This window comes from Psychrobacter sp. TPE 89C (assembly GCF_055522395.1).
On the sequence record NZ_JBVFXW010000001.1, the window covers coordinates 169,762 to 188,031 of the forward strand.

The 18,270-nt window shown below is 41.8% G+C and carries 10 protein-coding genes and 1 pseudogene; 5 read left to right on the forward strand and 6 right to left on the reverse strand.

The window, feature by feature from the left end:
* Positions 1 to 577: 577 nt before the first annotated feature.
* The 3 genes and pseudogenes from ACZW67_RS00685 to ACZW67_RS00695 form a co-directional block, all read left to right on the forward strand.
* Positions 578 to 1,843 (forward strand): OmpA family protein, encoded by a 1,266-nt coding sequence (locus ACZW67_RS00685; protein WP_465181772.1) that lies wholly within the window; start codon positions 578 to 580, stop codon positions 1,841 to 1,843.
* A gap of 355 nt (positions 1,844 to 2,198) precedes the next feature.
* Positions 2,199 to 4,049: a translational GTPase TypA gene (gene typA / locus ACZW67_RS00690; RefSeq protein ID WP_110921739.1), complete on the forward strand. Its 1,851-nt coding sequence runs from the start codon at positions 2,199 to 2,201 to the stop codon at positions 4,047 to 4,049.
* A gap of 259 nt (positions 4,050 to 4,308) precedes the next feature.
* Positions 4,309 to 4,604: pseudogene (locus ACZW67_RS00695) on the forward strand (MscL family protein); the annotation flags it as partial.
* A 129-nt stretch (positions 4,605 to 4,733) separates the two neighbouring features.
* Here ACZW67_RS00695 and ACZW67_RS00700 read toward each other — a convergent pair.
* The 6 genes from ACZW67_RS00700 to cysM all read right to left on the reverse strand — a co-directional run bounded on the left by ACZW67_RS00700 (position 4,734) and on the right by cysM (position 13,124).
* Positions 4,734 to 5,174 carry a hypothetical protein gene (locus tag ACZW67_RS00700; RefSeq protein WP_465181773.1) on the reverse strand — a complete coding sequence of 147 codons (441 nt, stop codon included), beginning with the start codon at positions 5,172 to 5,174 and terminating at the stop codon, positions 4,734 to 4,736.
* Between the two features lie 280 nt (positions 5,175 to 5,454).
* Positions 5,455 to 6,393 (reverse strand): bifunctional DNA-formamidopyrimidine glycosylase/DNA-(apurinic or apyrimidinic site) lyase, encoded by a 939-nt coding sequence (gene mutM, locus ACZW67_RS00705; RefSeq protein ID WP_465181774.1) that lies wholly within the window; start codon positions 6,391 to 6,393, stop codon positions 5,455 to 5,457.
* Between the two features lie 54 nt (positions 6,394 to 6,447).
* Complete coding sequence (locus tag ACZW67_RS00710) at positions 6,448 to 9,000, reverse strand: RelA/SpoT family protein (protein WP_465181775.1); 2,553 nt, start codon at positions 8,998 to 9,000, stop codon at positions 6,448 to 6,450.
* Positions 9,001 to 9,593: 593 nt separating this feature from the next.
* Positions 9,594 to 11,135: a 23S rRNA (uracil(1939)-C(5))-methyltransferase RlmD gene (gene rlmD, locus ACZW67_RS00715; protein WP_465181776.1), complete on the reverse strand. Its 1,542-nt coding sequence runs from the start codon at positions 11,133 to 11,135 to the stop codon at positions 9,594 to 9,596.
* Between the two features lie 73 nt (positions 11,136 to 11,208).
* The gene (locus ACZW67_RS00720; protein ID WP_465181777.1) at positions 11,209 to 12,033 is read right to left on the reverse strand and encodes a 3'-5' exonuclease; all 825 of its coding nucleotides are present in this window, start codon (positions 12,031 to 12,033) and stop codon (positions 11,209 to 11,211) included.
* Between the two features lie 107 nt (positions 12,034 to 12,140).
* On the reverse strand, positions 12,141 to 13,124 hold the full coding sequence (gene cysM, locus ACZW67_RS00725; protein ID WP_465181778.1) for a cysteine synthase CysM: 984 nt from the start codon (positions 13,122 to 13,124) through the stop codon (positions 12,141 to 12,143).
* Positions 13,125 to 13,654: 530 nt separating this feature from the next.
* On the opposite strand from cysM, the gene ACZW67_RS00730 reads away from it, so the two are divergent.
* Entirely contained in the window at positions 13,655 to 17,191 is a 3,537-nt protein-coding gene (locus ACZW67_RS00730; RefSeq protein ID WP_465181779.1) for a hybrid sensor histidine kinase/response regulator, read from the forward strand.
* 220 nt (positions 17,192 to 17,411) lie between these two features.
* Positions 17,412 to 18,224 carry a crotonase/enoyl-CoA hydratase family protein gene (locus ACZW67_RS00735; protein WP_465181780.1) on the forward strand — a complete coding sequence of 271 codons (813 nt, stop codon included), beginning with the start codon at positions 17,412 to 17,414 and terminating at the stop codon, positions 18,222 to 18,224.
* Positions 18,225 to 18,270: the final 46 nt, after the last annotated feature.

Here is an 18,270-nt window from a genome sequence, read left to right on the forward strand (position 1 = left end):
AGGTCTTATTACCTATGGTGAGTAACTTATTTCAATAAAAGAGTCTCGCTTTTTATCATTGGATTTTCAAATGTTATGGAAAGACTTCATAAAAGCACATGGCCTGAGTATCTTGATCGTATAAAGACTTGAAGATAGGGTGAAAGTTCAGATATGTATAATAATATTGGCTATCCTAATATATACAGAATATATAACTACTGTCAAAATTTGTTTCAATTAGTGAATGAAGCACTTTAATTATGGAGAAATATTATTCGTCATATTAAAATACGTTTAAACAATGGGTGCTATTGGGTTTATTATCTATGGGGAATCAACACACAAAAGATAGAAAGCGTAAGGCGTGTTAGTTATAGGTAATTACAGCAGGCTATTGTGTTTTAGTTACAACATTATCGTGTAATAATGTGTAGCTCCTTAACGAAAAAAGTTGTAAACTGAATCGATAATCGCTAAGCTACTCCTTAATTGGTTTTGCTTTGTCACTTGAAATTTGTAAAAGATGTCTATTTGAAGCGTCTTGAAGAACGGTTTTGCTTAATGCATCACTAAAATTATCCTTTGGAGGAAGTCCATGAAATTGAATAAAATAGCTCTAGCTTTGATTGCTGTAGCCGCTGCACCTATGGCTGCTAACGCTGGTGTTACCATTAGCCCGTTGTTACTTGGTTATCACATGACTGAAGAATTCAGTGATACTTCCGACAAACAGCGTGAAGTATTGACTACTGGTAAGCAGCTTAATGAGAACAGTACCTTAAATGGTGGTGTTGCTAAAGAAAGCAGCCTATATACTGGTGCTGCTCTAGGTATCGAACTTACTCCTTCTACTCAGTTCCAAGTTGAGTATGGTGTATCAAACGCAAATGGCGAAGCTTCTGAAGATTCAGCTAAATCTGGTGCTAACCGTTTCGACGTAGAACAAACCATGTTAACTGGTAACTTCTTGATCGGTACTGAAGAGTTTACTGGTTATACTGATAGCGCATTGAAACCATATGTATTGGTTGGTGCTGGTCAATCTAAGATTAAAGTAGAAAACCAAGAAACTTATGTTTCTGATGTAACTGGCGAAACAGTTACTGCTGGTACTGAAGTATCAAGCTCTAAAGATACTATCGGTAATCTAGGTCTAGGTGCTATGTACCGTATCAACGACGCTTTAAGCCTACGTGGTGAAGCTCGTGCGATTCATAACTTTGATAACAACTGGTGGGAAGGGATGGCCTTGGCCGGTCTAGAAGTTGTACTTGGTGGCCATCTAGCACCTACAGTAGCAGTACCGCCAATGCAAGAGCCATTAGTTGACAACACTCCAGTAGTAGTTGTTGAATCTGATCTTGATTCTGACGGTGATGGCGTACCTGATAGCATCGATGCATGCCCAGGCACTCCAATGAACGTTGTAGTAGATGAGCGCGGTTGCCCAGTACCAGTAGATATTACTGATGAACTGAAAATGGAACTACGTGTATTCTTTGATAACGACAAATCAGCTATCAAAACTCAGTATCAGCCAGAAATCGCTAAAGTAGCAGAGAAGATGCGTGAGTATCCTAACTCTACAGCACGTGTAGAAGGTCATGCTTCTAAAACTGGTCCTTCAGCACGTTACAACCAACGTCTGTCTGAAGCTCGTGCCGTTGCGGTTAAATCTATGCTAACTAACGAATTCGGTATCGCTCCAAACCGTCTATCAACTGTTGGTTATGGTTATGACAACCCAATCGCTCCAAACGATACTGAAGAAGGTCGCGCTATGAACCGTCGTGTTTATGCCATCATCACTGGCGACAAAACAATGACTGTTGAACAAACTAAAGATATGGTTGTTCAATAAATAATAGCCAATTGGTTATGTGATTAAATATATAGTTACAAAAAAAGCTGCCCACTGGGTGGCTTTTTTTTGTTTATGTATTGAGAAAAGTGAGTTATTACATAAATTTATGAATCAATAATGTTATACTAGCTGCCCAAACATTCTGTAAATTGACAGAATGTACATTAGCATAGCTATCTGTATGATGAATTTATCAGTGTAGATTCTTGATTATATTGAAATTATTTGACTAACAGCGCTTATGGCGCAGTCGTCTAAAAGTAAGTATTCAATATCTATCTGGTTGATGATAAAGGTTTATCCGGCGGCGCTTACTGCTACTGCATTTTTTAAGACGAAACGAGCATTTTATATGGCGAACGATATCAAACACCTGCGTAACATTGCAATTATTGCCCACGTTGACCACGGTAAAACAACTTTGGTTGATAAGTTATTACATCAGTCTGGTACTTTTGGCGACCGTGCAAACGTTGCTGAACGTGCAATGGATTCAGGCGATATTGAGCAAGAACGTGGTATTACTATTTTGGCTAAGAACACAGCTATCCGCTGGACAGATCAAACTGTAGATACAGAATACCGTATCAACATCGTTGACACCCCAGGTCACGCCGATTTCGGTGGTGAAGTTGAGCGTGTTATGTCAATGGTTGACTGCGTATTACTAGTTGTTGACGCTGTTGATGGTCCAATGCCTCAGACTCGTTTTGTAACGCAAAAAGCATTTGAACAAGGTCTAAAGCCTATTGTTGTTATCAACAAAATTGACCGTCCTGGTTCGCGTCCTGATTGGGTAATGGATCAAATTTTTGATTTGTTCGACAACTTAGGCGCAACTGACGAACAGCTTGATTTCCCAGTTGTTTACGCATCAGCATTGAATGGTGTTGCAGGTTTAGAAGCTGATAATTTAGCTGATGATATGACGCCACTATTCAAAACTATCGTTGATGTTGTACAGGCTCCACAAGTTGATGCAGATGCACCATTCCGCATGCAAATCTCAAGCCTTGACTACAACAGCTTTGTTGGTGTTATCGGTATTGGTCGTATCCAGCGTGGTAAAGTTAAATTGAACACGCAAGTAACTGTCATTGACAAGCATGGCAACACGCGTAATGGCCGTATTCTAAAAATCATGGGCTATCATGGTCTTGATCGTATTGATGTTGAAGATGCACAGGCTGGTGATATCGTTTGTATCACTGGTATTGACGCACTTAATATCTCAGATACGATTTGTGATCCAGCTAATGTTGAAGCATTACCAGCGTTAACAGTTGATGAGCCTACCGTATCAATGAACTTCCAAGTAAACAACTCACCGTTCGCTGGTCGTGATGGTAAGTTTGTGACGTCACGTAATATTCGTGAGCGTCTAGAGCGTGAATTGATTCATAACGTAGCACTACGTGTAGAAGACACAGAGTCTCCTGATAAATTTAAAGTATCAGGTCGCGGTGAGCTTCACTTATCTGTACTTATTGAAAACATGCGTCGTGAAGGTTTTGAGATGGGTGTTTCAGGCCCAGAAGTTATCGTCAAAGAAGTTGATGGTAAGTTACAAGAGCCGTATGAAAACGTTGTGTTCGATATTGAAGACGGGCATCAAGGTTCTATCATGGAGCAAGTTGGTCTACGCAAAGGCGAGATGACTAACATGGAACTTGATGGTAAAGGCCGTATGCGTATTGAAGCGACTATTCCTGCTCGTGGTCTGATTGGTTTCCGTTCTGAGTTCTTAACTCTGACTTCAGGCAGCGGTATCATGACTTCTAGCTTCTCACATTACGGTCCGCAAAAGATCGGTGATGTTGGTGGTCGCTCTAATGGTGTATTGGTTTCTATGGCTAAAGGTGTTTGCCTAGGCTTTGCACTGTTTAACCTTCAAAAACGTGGTAAGTTATTTGCTGAACCACAGCTTGAAGTTTACGAAGGTATGATTGTCGGTCTGAACTCTCGTAACGATGACATGACTGTTAACCCAACGACAGCTAAACAGCTAACCAACGTACGTGCTAGTGGTACTGATGAAGCATTGACGTTGACGCCAGCGGTTAAGTTCACTCTTGAACAAGCACTTGAATTTATCCAAGATGACGAATTGGTTGAAGTAACCCCTAAAGCGATTCGTCTACGTAAGCGTTACTTGACTGAAAGTGAGCGTAAGCGTCACGGCCGTGGTAAAAAAGGTGCTTAATATCAATAAGTGAGTTACTTAGTAATTCATATCATTGATGTTTGACACTGAAAATCAATATCAGTAAAAATTTTCTGACATTGAAGCAGTTAAAAAATTAGCAGTATAAGGTGAGCGATTAGTGCTTCACTTTATACTGCTTTTTTTTGTGTGTAATCTGGGAAAAACAAAAATAAAGTGAATAGTAGGATCAGTACATTTAGTATTATTATCAAAAATGATTGTTGCGCTAACTAAATAGGTGTCTATTTGTTTATAGATTAATTTTAAAGCTATGTTCTTAATTTTGGGCGATTTACCTGAAGGTATTGCTATGACCTATGATGCACTTAAGAATCGGGTGTTCCAGTATTAGCGTACAGTAGCTTCATTACGATGCTTATTAACTTCCTGATTTTAGCTTTCATTATCTTTATGATGGTTAGAACAGTAAATAAAATGTGCCGTGCTCAAGAAGTAGAAGAAGTAGTAGAGGCCATTGTGGAGCCTTCAAAAGAAGTGCTATTACTTCGTGAAATTAGTGCCAAGTTAAGTAATACTGATATCTCAAAATAGCGTCATTTAAGATGGCGAGCAAAACAATAAAAAAGGCTAACGTTATGTTAGCCTTTTTTATTGTCAATTTACAAATACATTAGATTTAGCATCTATATATTATGATGCAAGATGTTTGAAAATAACTGCTTATGGATTAACGATTACATAGTCGTTTGTGTTGATCAAAATTTCTGATGGTTGATCGACGACGATACGCACGAGGTTATTATCATTTACTTGTGATTTATAATAGTTGTCTTCAGCAACAGAGCAACCTAAGCAACGGCCCATCGCATCCCAAGGCTCGACGAATAGCTTCTGCTGTGCTTGATCTGCGTTACCACCGATTAGTGAGAAAGGTAAGCTAACGAGATAGAGTGCAGTACCAGTAACTGCACCTATTAGTTGTAGAGGCTTACCTACAGTAGCATCGGCAACCATGGTTCCGTAAGAAGGCCCAAAGTCAGTTTCATCAATCTCTATTGCGGCCAAGGCTGGCTGCATACTAGCGACCAACAGACTTAAGCTGGTAGCAACAGTAAAAGCTTTTTGCTTAACTGTGCGTTGTTTCTTGGCTTTAACAGTCATAACGATATCCTAAAATTCACAATTGGTATGATTAGTGGCTGCTGATATTTCGATAAGAAAACATCTTGGCAGCGATAGGTAAGCTAAATATTACAGATAAATAAACCGTATGCACTATTTATGTAAGTGTTATTACTATTAAAGCAAGATGTACGCTAATAAGCAACAGAAATGCGCATGATATAACGGCTTGAATGAAAAAATATGAGATGTCTAATTGAAATTACTGCGCTATTGAATATAGAGCGCAACAGGTAGGTAAAATTACTGAAAATTATGGTCAGTCTAGTAGCTGACAACTAGGGCAAAAGACACTGGCTCGACCATTTAGCTTGATATTCTCAAGTATTGTCTGACAATGTGGACATGCTTCGCCTTGTCTGCCATAAACGTTTAATGTCTGCTGAAAGTAACCTGTTTGACCGCTAGCAACAGTGAAGTCTCGTAGTGTCGAGCCACCCAGTGCTATCGCTTTTTTTAAAATAACTTTAATGTGATCAACTAAAATGACAATCTGATCATACGATAGTTGATGAGAAGGTGTGGCCGGGTGAATACCTGATAAATATAAGCTTTCTGTAGCATAGATATTCCCTACACCTACCACCACCTGTTGTTCCATGATAACTGACTTGATAGGGCGGGAGATAGGTTGCTTTTTTGATTTAGCTTTATTTGTGACTGTGGACTCGGCGCTTTCACCAGATACGCTTGTACGTTGAATCAAGTGGTATAGATAGTCTGCAGTAAAGGCATCTGAAAGTGGCTCAGGGCCTAGGTGGTCCAGTAGCTTGGCGCTATAATCTTGATACCACAATACCGAGCCAAATCGTCTTGGGTCATAATAGTGTAGCTGAGATTTGGTATTATCAACATTATTAAATACTATTATTAAATGATCGTGTTTGCGTTTATCCGTGCCATAACTATGCTGCTGTAAGCTGCCGGACATGCCTAAATGAATCAAAAGCTGACGTGGTGCTAACTTATCAGATTGTGCCACTGCGCTACTATTATTAGATGACGCAGGTAAAAAATTCAGTATTAAATACTTTGCTCGGCGCTCAATACTATCTAATGTGAAATCAACCAAGATATCTAAGTCATCTGGCATCGCCCAGCGTAACTTCGGCTGGAATATTTTTACATCGATAACCTGTTGCCCTAGTAATGGCGCTAAGCTAGTTTTGGTCGTTTCTACTTCAGGTAATTCAGGCATGATATTTCTATGGCAACTTTATGATTAAGTGAATATGTATAGCTAGGCTTGTATTTAAACGACGGCGCGGCGAGCATGTAAGATGCCATGCTGTTGCTCTAATTTAGCCAAGAGCTTAGATAAATGAGCCAGTCCCGAAACTTCAACATGAAATTTCAAAAAGGCAATATTATCGTCGTTGCTAAGTGTCTGAACCTGACGAATATTGACGTTTTCTTTATCAATAATTTGTGTCAAGTCACGCAATAGCCCTCGTCTATCATAAGCCTCTACATGGATGTCAACGGGTTGATAACGACCAGATTGTACTCGCCAAGCGGCGTCTATCGCACGCTCAGGGTCTCGCTCGATGAGACGCGAATACTCAGGGCAGCCACGATTATGAACACTGACCCCTCGTGACAAAGTAATGTAACCAGCAATTGGCTCACCGTGTACAGGGTGACAGCAACCTGCTAGGTTCACTTCGATATTATCTAGACCGTCAATGTGAATCTTATAGGCATCAAGTTTGCCAGTGTCTCTATTATCTACACTAGGTATAAAGTCTTCAGGAGGCCTTTCAGGCTCTAGATGTAGCTGTCGCGAGATGTGACTGGTTAACTGATTTAGACCGATATCACCGGTGACCAGTCCGACGATAATATCGTCAGTAGTATGAGCATTGAAATGCTGAAGATAATCGTTCAAATCGATACTATTTGGATGTACCGATAGTCGTTCCAGCTCTTTGCTAAGCATTTGACGACCAATCTCAATATTCTTATCACGGTCTTGTTTGTTAAACCATTGTCTTAGTTTTGAGCGTGCACGGTTGGTGTGAATATAACCGAGCGAGGCAACCAGCCAATCGCGATTAGGTTCACGTGATGCCTTAGTGATGATTTCAACTTGCTCACCCGTTTTGAGCTGATAGGTGAGCGGCACATAACGCTGATTGACTCGAGCAGCTTGCGCACGATTACCAACCTGCGTATGTACGTAATAAGCAAAATCAAGAACAGTCGCACCTTTTGGCAATTCAGTAATATCACCATCACGGCTGAAGATATAAATACGTTCTAGCTCATCAAAATCAACGAGTTGCTCTTCTTCGTCGAGCTCTATCTCATCGAGATCCTCACCTGTTAATGACGATGACCGTAGCTGATTGCGTGTTTCATTATTAATAGATAAAAGCTGACGCAGAGAGCTGATTCTTTGATTAAGGTAATTATCCTTTTTATTCTTCAGACCTTCTTTGTAGTTGACGTGCGCACACATGCCAAGCTCTGCTTCAAAATGCATCTCATGTGTGCGAATCTGTACTTCGAGAGATTTATTTTTCGCAATCACGGCAGTATGTAGCGAGCGATACCCGTTAGATTTTGGATTGGTAATATAGTCATCAAACTGTTCAGGGATATAGCGCCATAACCCATGGACCAAACCTAAGACGTGGTAGCAGTCTGAAGGGTTGGTAACCAGTACTCGCAATGCACGAATATCATAAAGTTGATCAAATGATAAGCCTTTGAGCTTCATTTTTCGGTAAATCGAATAGATATGTTTGACACGTCCAGAAACCTCAGCTTCGATATTGGCCTCTGCTAACGCTTCATTAAGCTTGTCCTGCACGCGCTGAATATAGGATTCACGCTCACTGCGTTTTTCGGATAGTAGCTTCGCAATCTCCTTGTAGCGATCAGGCGCAAGATAACGAAAGGCTAGATCCTCAAGTTCCCATTTCAGTTGTGCGATACCCAGTCGATGCGCTAATGGAGCATAGATGGTCATAACTTCACGTGCTACACGGCTTTGTCTATCTACACTAGAAAAAGTCAGCTCACGCATGGCAAAGGTACGCTCAGATAGCTTAATCAGTACGACACGTACATCGTTAGTGACAGAGATGAGCATGCTATAAATATTGGATAGCTGGTCACGCTGATTGTTCACGAAGTGATCTTCTAAGCGCTTATTGCTCTCGATAATCTCAGACAGCTTACCCATTGCCAAGGCATCTTTGACTAAGGTAGATATATCAGACCCAAAGTTTTTTTCTATCTCAGCGAGGCTAATAATGGATTTACGCGCACTGCGATAGAGCATGGCAGCAACAAGCGCATCTTCATCTTGATAAAGATAGGTCAGTATGTCTGTCATACCAATCCCAGTGACATAGGCGCCTGAGCGTTCAGACTCACTGGTATTCATATGATTGCGAATGAATTCACAAGCAGCATGCAGGTTAGGGACAGAGTCTTGCCCAATACGTTTGGCTACATTGTCTAGCCAAGTGGGAACGTCAATATTTACCTGATCTAAATCAATGGCTTCAAGCTTTTCTGCAGAGAGTGTATTATTTTCATCTAAAAGCGGATTATCAGAATATTCGTTTTCAAGCTTTGGATCATGACTGTGAAAAGCATGTAAGGCTGAGCGATCAAAAGTGGTGTGTAGCTTATGAGTTGCTAGCTGGTATTTGATATCGAGTGGGATTTGGGCATAGCTATTGGCAGACTGATGAGAGCGTTGACTCGCAACCAGCTGGGCTGCAAGTGTTGCACTATCGGCTTGTGTGGTCTGTCCATCCACTAGCGGTAATCCTTCACGAATTTTTACCATAGCCGACTCCTCTTAGCTATTTTGAATTGAGTATAACCCCATCTACTGTACACACATTTCAAATTCGTACTTTCATAAAGTATTAGATATAAACCAATACGACTGCTAAAAAGCGATTTTTAGCAGCTATAAAATGCGTGTAAAATATATAAAGCTATGAGTATGAACGTTCACTAAGTTCTGATTTTCTAAACATAGAAAAGTTGTTTACTATTATCCCATTTTAAGATGACAAATCAAGCCAGGCTATGTAATGTCTGCTGTTAATCAAGGCAAATAGCTGTTATTTATTAACGCTGCTGCATCCAAGTTTTGGATGAGCATAAATTATTATAGTCATTCCACTATAAAAGTATTACTGCGTTGATCTCGCTTGAAGTATTTAATCTATAGTTAATTCTCTATAAACTGGATACGGTGTCAGTCTTGCTTAGTCTACTATTTGTAGTACTTTCACTCGACTTCCTTGTATCCAAATTATATTGAATCTACTATACACCGACACTCGATTGCCTTGTAATACTCTTAAATTGAATCGATTATATAAACACAGCTATTTTGCACACTCAATAGTTCACTTAAGAAGCAAGAGATTAAACGGCTACTTTTTCGAAGCGAGCGATAGATTCAACATGGCCAGTATGGCAGAACATATCCATCACGCCAGCATGCGTCAGACGATATCCTTGTTCTAATAACGCTTTTGTATCACGTGCAAGAGTCGCAGGATTACAAGAAACGTAAACGATTCGCTCAGCATTAAATTTAGGTAGATACTGCATAATCTCCCAAGCACCAGAGCGTGGTGGATCGATCAGTAGCGCATCAAACCCTTGGTTGGCCCAAGGCTTATCAGTGCAATCATGTGTCAAATCTTGGCTATAAAACTCAGTATTATTGATACCATTGCGACGTGCGTTATCTGCTGCGCGTGCGGTCATGGCTTCGCTTCCTTCCACGCCGACCACTGAACCTGTTTCACCGACGAGTCGCGCAAGTGGTAAGCTAAAGTTACCCAAGCCGCTAAATAAGTCTAGCACGCGTTCACCTGTTTTTAGGTCTAATAAATCGCAAGCGAGCTTGGTCATTTGACGATTCACAGATAGGTTAACTTGAGTGAAGTCAGTCGGGATAAATTCAAACGTCAGATCGTACTCTGGCAATTGGTAATACAGGCGTCCAAACTGCTGGCTCATGTCATCCGCATCCGTCAATGCAATGCGTTGGATGCTATCAGCACCTTTAGACTGTAGGTATAACTGCCAATTACGTGCCGCAAAAAATACTTTTAGCTTTTCTACATCATCGTCTGATAATGGCTCTAAGTTACGCACAATAAGGGCAACGGGCTGATTGCCATCTGGCAACTCAGGTATCTGCTCACCCATGGCCAATTCAAGCTGAGCAATCTTATTACGGCTCTCTAACGTGCTGATCAACGCTTTTAAGTTTTCAATCTCAAACCCAATGCGTGGGTCTAAGATATGACATTCATTCAACTCAGCTAAAAAGTTACTTGAGCGCTCACGGAAACCAACCAAAGCCGTTTCTTTTTTGGTGACATAACGTACACCCAATCTTGCTTTGGTACGATAACCAAGGCGATCACCAACGACTGGTGCAAGCCAATTGTCAGGCTCTACATTGGCTTGGTGTATAAGCATCTCGGCTAGTACAGATTGCTTAAAGCTAATTTGACTTTCTGGCTGCCAATGTTGCAAGTTACAGCCACCGCAAACGCCAAAATGAGGGCAGGGCGGTACAGTACGTTCAGGATTTGGGTTGGCAGTGATGCTGACTGCATCGCCTTCCTCAAAACTGGCACGACTATTGGTTATTTTGACCAATGCGCTTTCACCTGGCAGCGCAAAACTGACAAAGGTTGTTTTGCCATGCTTGTCTTCAGCATGACCATCGTCAACCCCAAAACCATTGCCATAGATAGCAACACCGCGACCATCATGCGACAATCTATCGATGGTAAAAGGAATCGGTTCTGCATCTTTTAGGCGACGACGTGTTTTTGATGATGGCTTAGATTTTTTCTTATTTGGTGGAACGACGATGGATTGTCTATCGTTAGTTTGTGGCGCTGCGTCAGATGCTATAGACGTTTTTGAATCGGTGGGTTGCATAAACCTGCCTTAATAATAAATGATAAATAACGAAGAAATAAAAGTAAAAGCGACTGCTTAAAATGCGGTGTTTTTATGAGTTGGGTGCAGATGACCAGTCAGCTATGAAGGCTTGATGACGTATACTGCCATCTGCTTGGGTATATTGTGCTAAATAGTCATAGCTTTGCTGCTGCCAACTATCAAAGTCTTGTGAGGACAGTTGCCCTATTAAACGCAACCAGCGCAAATAGATGAGCCACGTATTCATGACGTCAGACTCGCAATAGGTAGATAGCGCTTGCCAGTCTCCATTAGTAACCAAGTCACCAACCATGCTGCCATCGATATCAGTTTTGCCGGGTAGGCCGTACAGGCTTGCGACGATATCCATGGCTTCACGTCGGCTAGCACCGTACTGACTGAATCTGTCCATCAAATCCAGGTGGCGCGTGTGGAAGCGGTTAGTGTAATTATCAAAGCGCATGTTTTTGATACGATCGCCTTCTTCAAATAACCATGGCGCTGACAAGTCATACTGCATGGCGCGATATATCAGCACAGGAATATCAAAACCTGAGCCATTCCAACTGATCAGTTGCGGCAGTTTTTTAAGGTCACTAAATGCTCGAAAGAATTTAGTGAGAATCTCTTCTTCGCTGAATTTATCTGCGGTCAACGAAAACAATGAAAAATTGCCATCTTTAATATATAAAGCAGAGATACAGACAATACGCTGTAGCGGCAAGCGCATAAAGTCGTGCCCAGCTTCTTGCATACGAAGCGCTGTCAAAGCACTTAGCGTATCCGCATCATTGAGTTCAGCCAATTGTGGGTAGATACGGCGCGCCGCATCCGTATCGGCGACAGTCTCGATATTAAAGACCAATATAGGGTCGGAAGGTCGGGCTTGTGACATAGATAATCCTGACTATTTATCAACGTATCGTCAATCCACTATAAAAGAGTAATAGCGTTAATCTCTCTTAAATTGAATCAACGATATTGAGCAGTGCTGTCTGTTCGTTACTTAACTTCTAGGCTGTTATCTATATTACTGTTATCGACATCGCTGTCATCAACATTGTACAAACCCGTCGATAAGTAACGATCACCACGATCGCACACGATAAAGGCAATAACAGCATTAGGATTTTGTTTAGCGACTTGTACTGCTGCCCATGCTGCTGCACCTGAAGAAACCCCTGCAAAAATGCCTTCGGTTTTGGCCAGTTTGCGCATGTAAATCTCGGCGACATGCTGATTAATATCCATGACTTCGTCGACTAAGTCGGCATCAAAGATACCCGGCATGTAAGCGGCAGGCCAACGGCGAATTCCCGCAATCGAAGCCTCTTCATCAGGTTGCAAGCCAATGATTCTAATATCGGGATTTTGTTCTTTTAGATATCGTGAGACACCTGTAATAGTGCCAGTGGTACCCATTGAGCTAATAAAATGCGTGATTTTACCCCCAGTTTGCGCCCAGAGCTCAGGTCCTGTGGTGAGGTAATGTGCCTGACTATTATCAGGGTTATTGAACTGATCTAATACAATGCCTTCACCCGCTGTCTGCATTTGTAGTGCCAAATCACGCGCCGCTTCTATCCCTTCATCAACCTCGATTAACGTTGCACCATAGGCAATCATGGCATCTTTACGTTCTTGAGTTGAGTTGGTTGGCATTAATAGTGTTATTGGATAGCCACGCATCGCAGCGACCATGGCTAAGGCAATGCCCGTATTACCGCTAGTGGCTTCAATCAACATGTCGCCAGGCTTGATATCACCACGCTGTTCTGCTTGATAAATCATGTTAAAAGCAGGGCGGTCTTTGACAGAGCCAGCAGGATTATTACCCTCAAGCTTGGCCAGTAACGTGGCACCATTGGTTAATTGTTCTGTCTCAGGTAGACGTTGCAATTTAACCAATGGCGTTTGGCCAACGCAATCAGCAAGCGTTGTGACTTGAGTAATATAGTTACCCTTTAATATAGCCTGTGCGGACATAAAGTATCCTTATTAATTTTAAAATTGATTTTTGAATAACAGTATATTTCTTACATATAATTTTAGTTTTTGAGTCAAGATATTAATACGGTTGCTATCAAGGTAAGCTAATGATTTCGTAGTTGATTGTATTGTGACAATCACAAAAAAATGGCAACTGATAAAAAGTTGCGTCATTATATCATTTTGTTTTTGGCTACGCTGATAGCATCAACAGATTTTGGTAAATGAGTGGTGTCTAAAAATGACTAGACAGCTAAAAGACGGTTGCGGCATCGATCATTAGCTATATTATCGATGATAATATGTGCCGTTATAAATACTGTTAAAATAGCCGAAATATTTATAAAGTGTATTCTTAGGCAAAATAGCTTGCCGCTGCTATTGATATCGTTGGTTCAATATAATTTAGATACTAAGAAGCTGAGTGACAGTACTACAAGTCGTAGACTAAGCGAGACTGACACCGTATCTAATTTATAGAGGGTTAACGATACATAGCAAAACCCCCAGTAGAGAGTGACGATAGCATGGCATACAAAAAACGTTTTGATACTAGCAGTGCGTATGGCCAATTAATCATCTTGGTGTTTTTACCAATTTGTGTGTTGGCTGCCGTCGGCGGTATCTTGGTGTTTTATGAAACCATGCGTGCCAGTAATTCAGAGCAGGGTGTCTTGGCTGAGGCTGTGCTTATTCGCTATACACCAGTGATTGCAGACTTGATTCCTGAACTATTAGAGCAAGAGCGCAATCAAGACATCAGCGAAATTTATGTAGGTGAAACGCCGCAAACTGTGATGACAAAGCTTGAGGGTATCCAAGATAAATTGGGTCGTATGCAGTCTGAGCAGCACGTACAGCGCATTGCCATTATCGATGAAAACAATCAAGTGCTCACCGCAGTCGGTTATGGATTAAATGAAGCATGGCCTGCAATAGATACCAACGCAAAGTTTTTGTCGCAAGAGCTAACGCCTATTGGTACCGCTTACGGCAGTGTATTGGGTGAGTTTGAAGGGCAACAACTGTGGTTGCTCGTCGATATGGACAATGAGCCGCTGTATATCGCGCGTTATCGTATCGCCATGGCGTTAGTGATTACAGGTTTGTTCACGATTCTAATTCTATTGCTCAGCTTAAATATTTATTCAAAGCGTTGGATAGCACCCATCTACGAGCTGCGGTTACAGCTACAGCGTACCCATGTCGACAACCTGTATTATCCCATTCCAGTGGAATCAGATGGGGAGCTAAATCTACTACAGCAAGATTTGGTCAGGACATTGCGCCGCTTGCATATGAGTTTTCAGGAGCTCAAAGATCATGCTGAGCAAACCGAAGACGATTTGCGTTTGGCATTTGATGAGATGGAGATGCAAAACATCTCTATTCGTAATGCGCGTGATGCCGCCATCTCAACCAGTCAAGCCAAGTCGGCGTTTTTGGCCAATATCAGTCATGAGTTGCGCACACCCCTGAACAGTATTGATGGTTTTATTAATCTGCTGGCACGTCATGGTGAGTTAAATCCTGAGCAAGATCTATATGTGCAGACCATCCGGAAATCTTCCGCACATTTGCTTGCATTGGTCAATGATGTCTTGGATTTCTCCAAAATTGAAGCGGGTAAACTGGTACTCGATCGCCATGAGTTCGATCTCTATGACACCATCTATGATGTGGTCGATATGCTCTCGCCAGTCTCGGCAGAGAAAGGCTTACGCATGGCTGTGCTGTTTTATAATGATGTGCCGATGCGTATCAATGGCGATGCCCTGCGTCTCAAGCAAGTATTGACCAATATCGTGGGCAATGCGATTAAGTTCACCGACAGCGGCGATGTAGTGGTGCGCGTCAGCTTGGATGATCATCGCGACAACTACTTGATGATTAGCGTACAGGACAGTGGAAAGGGTATTTCTTTAGAGGATCAAAAGATGCTGTTCCAGAGCTTTAGCCAAGGTGACCCATCTATCACTCGTCAATATGGCGGTACAGGATTGGGACTGGTCATATCTAAGCAGCTGACACGATTGATGGGCGGTGATATTGGTTTTCATGACAATGCACAAGAAAATATTGCCAATCAAGGTGCAACGTTTTGGTTTCGTATGCCAGCACATGTCGATGTGTTAGAAGCTGCTACTGGTCAGACGATTGAGCTACCAGTATTGGCACCGCTGGCAAGTGAGACCGATGAATTTAATGTGTTGGTATGGATCAATCATACGGCATCTATTCAAGTTCTCAAGGCCAGCTTACAGTATTTGCCGATTACCCTTACGCAAGCCAACTCATTACCGGGCGTGCTCGAGTCCTTAAAAGAACGCGGCAATTATTGGGATTGGGTCATCGTTGATGATGATACGCAAGACGATATGATGGCGCTGCTAAAACAGATTCGTCTACATTATCAGGGCAAGCTTGCCGTGTTTGGCTATCAAGTGGCGGCTGACCAAGCACTATTAAATCGCTATCATGCCAACATACTGTATGAGCCATTAGACAAAAGACAGCTCTATGCCATGCTAGATACGCAGAAACGCAGTGTTCCAAAAAGCCTGCAAGAGCCACGTTGGAAAGGGGTGACGGTACTGGCAGTAGATGACCATCTGCCCAACTTATTGGTATTAGATGCGTTGCTAAGTGAGCTTGGTATACAGGTAGTGACGGCAAGTAGTGGTTTTGATGCCATAGAAATTATCAGTAAGCAACAGGCTAAGCACGCCAAATCATCGAAAAATGATAAGCAGAGCCTATCTAATAAAACTCAGATATCTAAAGCAGAAGCGCGCGATGAGGTAAATAAAAAATCAAACAGTGCGCTTTATGAAGAGGCGAATACTGAAGATAAAGCAGCTACTCAGGATAAAGGCAGTATTGATTTAATCTTTATGGATATTCAAATGCCACGCATGTCAGGTCATGAGGCCGCCCGCCAAATTCGTAATATTGAAAATGATGATAATCGAATTCCTATCATCGCCTTGACAGCACATGGACTGGCTGATGAGCGTGACAAGCTTATTGCCAGTGGCATTAATGATTATGTTGGTAAACCTATTAGCCAGCCGCAGTTACTGCAAGTGCTACAGAAATGGCTTGGACGTACCACAACATCAGAATCAATGCTGCTGCCTGATTCCGATTTACAAAGTATTGGTTTGAATGAAAGCGACTTGTCAAAACAGGGTGCATTAGAAAGAGGCTTATTAGAAAATAAGTTGGCCGTCATTGATCCGGTAGATCCGGTAATGGGTCGCGCGGCAAACAATAACGCCCAATCCAGCAATTGGCAAAATAGTGATGTTGACAGTTATTCAATTTGGCCTGCTGATTCGACTGTTAAGACAGATTCCATATCAAAAAGTAATGAGAGTAATAGGAATGGTGTATCTGATAGCGTAAATCCGAAAAAGATTACCCGTCCTTTATCATTGAAAAAAATTCGTGATGATTACCTGCGTGATAGTCAGCCTCGTGAGGACTACAGACGAGAGCCACAGCGAGAAAATCAACCACGTTATGAGGGTCTACACCTAAATAAACATGGACAAGTACCGCTATTGTCAGCACCAAAAAAACCGACAGACAGTTCTCACGATGAGAATATGACCAGTACAGAATCAGAGGTGTATAAGCAGGGAATAAAAGATTTAGATATTTTAGATTGGCAAGATGCCCTTCATCGTTCGGCGAATAAACCTGATTTGGCTGCCAAGCTTATTATTATGATGCTTGATACCATCAACGATGAAAAACAGGCATTGGCTCAGGCTTGGGATAAAGGAGATCGTAACGCGCTGGCGCAAATTGCGCATCGTATTTTGGGGGGTAGTCGTTATACGGGTGTGCCGCAGCTACGTCAGGCCAGTCAGGACTTAGAGGATAAATGCTTATTAAATGTGCAGCATACGACCCCTGCACAGTTCGCTATGCTGGCGCCATATTATGAGGCGTTAATGCTAGCGCTAAATAATCTACAAGTACTAGATTTATCTGGTTATCCTCAGCTTAATTATCACCGTTTAAGTGAAAATGATATGACGTGGAAAATGATCTAACTGAATTAATAATCTAACCGAACTAATGATCTAACCGAACTATAGTATAGGACGTCAGCTATAAGATAGGTGGTCTTAATTATTTGATAGATTTCTCTGACTATGTTGTACCGTTACAGTCAGTTATTGCTGAGGTAGGATAAAGGTAAGCCTGCTAATATTGGGGTCTGTTGAACATTAAAATATCAGCGCTATACTTTATTCATTAATAAGGATTGTTATGAGCCCAATTGCCACTGACCAGTATGAGACCCTAAAAGTTAGTATCACTGATAATATAGTAACAGTGACGCTGAATCGCCCACACAAAAAAAATGCCATGAGCTTCAAAGTGGTGAGTGAACTGATCACTTTGGCAGGTCGTATTAACAAAGACAAAATGATACGAGCGGTTATTTTAAATGGTGCAGAAGGCACGTTCTGTGCAGGTATCGATTTGGGTGATTTAAACCATCCAAAAAACAAAGCATTTGCATTTTGGGAACTCATAAAACCATGGCAAAGCTCTTTCCAACGCGTTTGTCTTGCTTGGCGCGATCTGCCTGTACCAGTGATTGCTGTATTAGAAGGTTATTGTATTGGTGCAGGGCTACAATTGGCACTTGCTTGCGATGTGCGTATCAGTCATCCCGATTGTAAGCTGGCTATTATGGAAGCCAAGTGGGGGCTGGTGCCAGATATGGGCTTGACCCAATCAGCGTTTGGCGTGGTGCGAGAAGATGTACTCAAAGAATTGGCCATGAGTGCACGTATCATCGATGCTAGTGAAGGCAAAACATTAGGGCTTGTCAGTCATTGTAGCGAGACGCCACTTGAGCAAGCTCAGCAGCTTGCCGCTGAATTTGCAGAGCGCTCTCCTGACGCTGTACTAGCCAGTAAGCGAATCATCAATGCCATGCATCATCAGCCAGCGAAAACCTTATATAAAGAAAAAGTATGGCAGCTTAAAATGATGCTTGGTCAAAACCGCAAACTTGCGCTAAGAAAAGCCAAGCAAGCGAGTACTGTATTTGGCAAACGTCAATTCCGCTAAACGATTTTCTATCAAATAAATCATCGTTTATATTTTAGGTATTCAT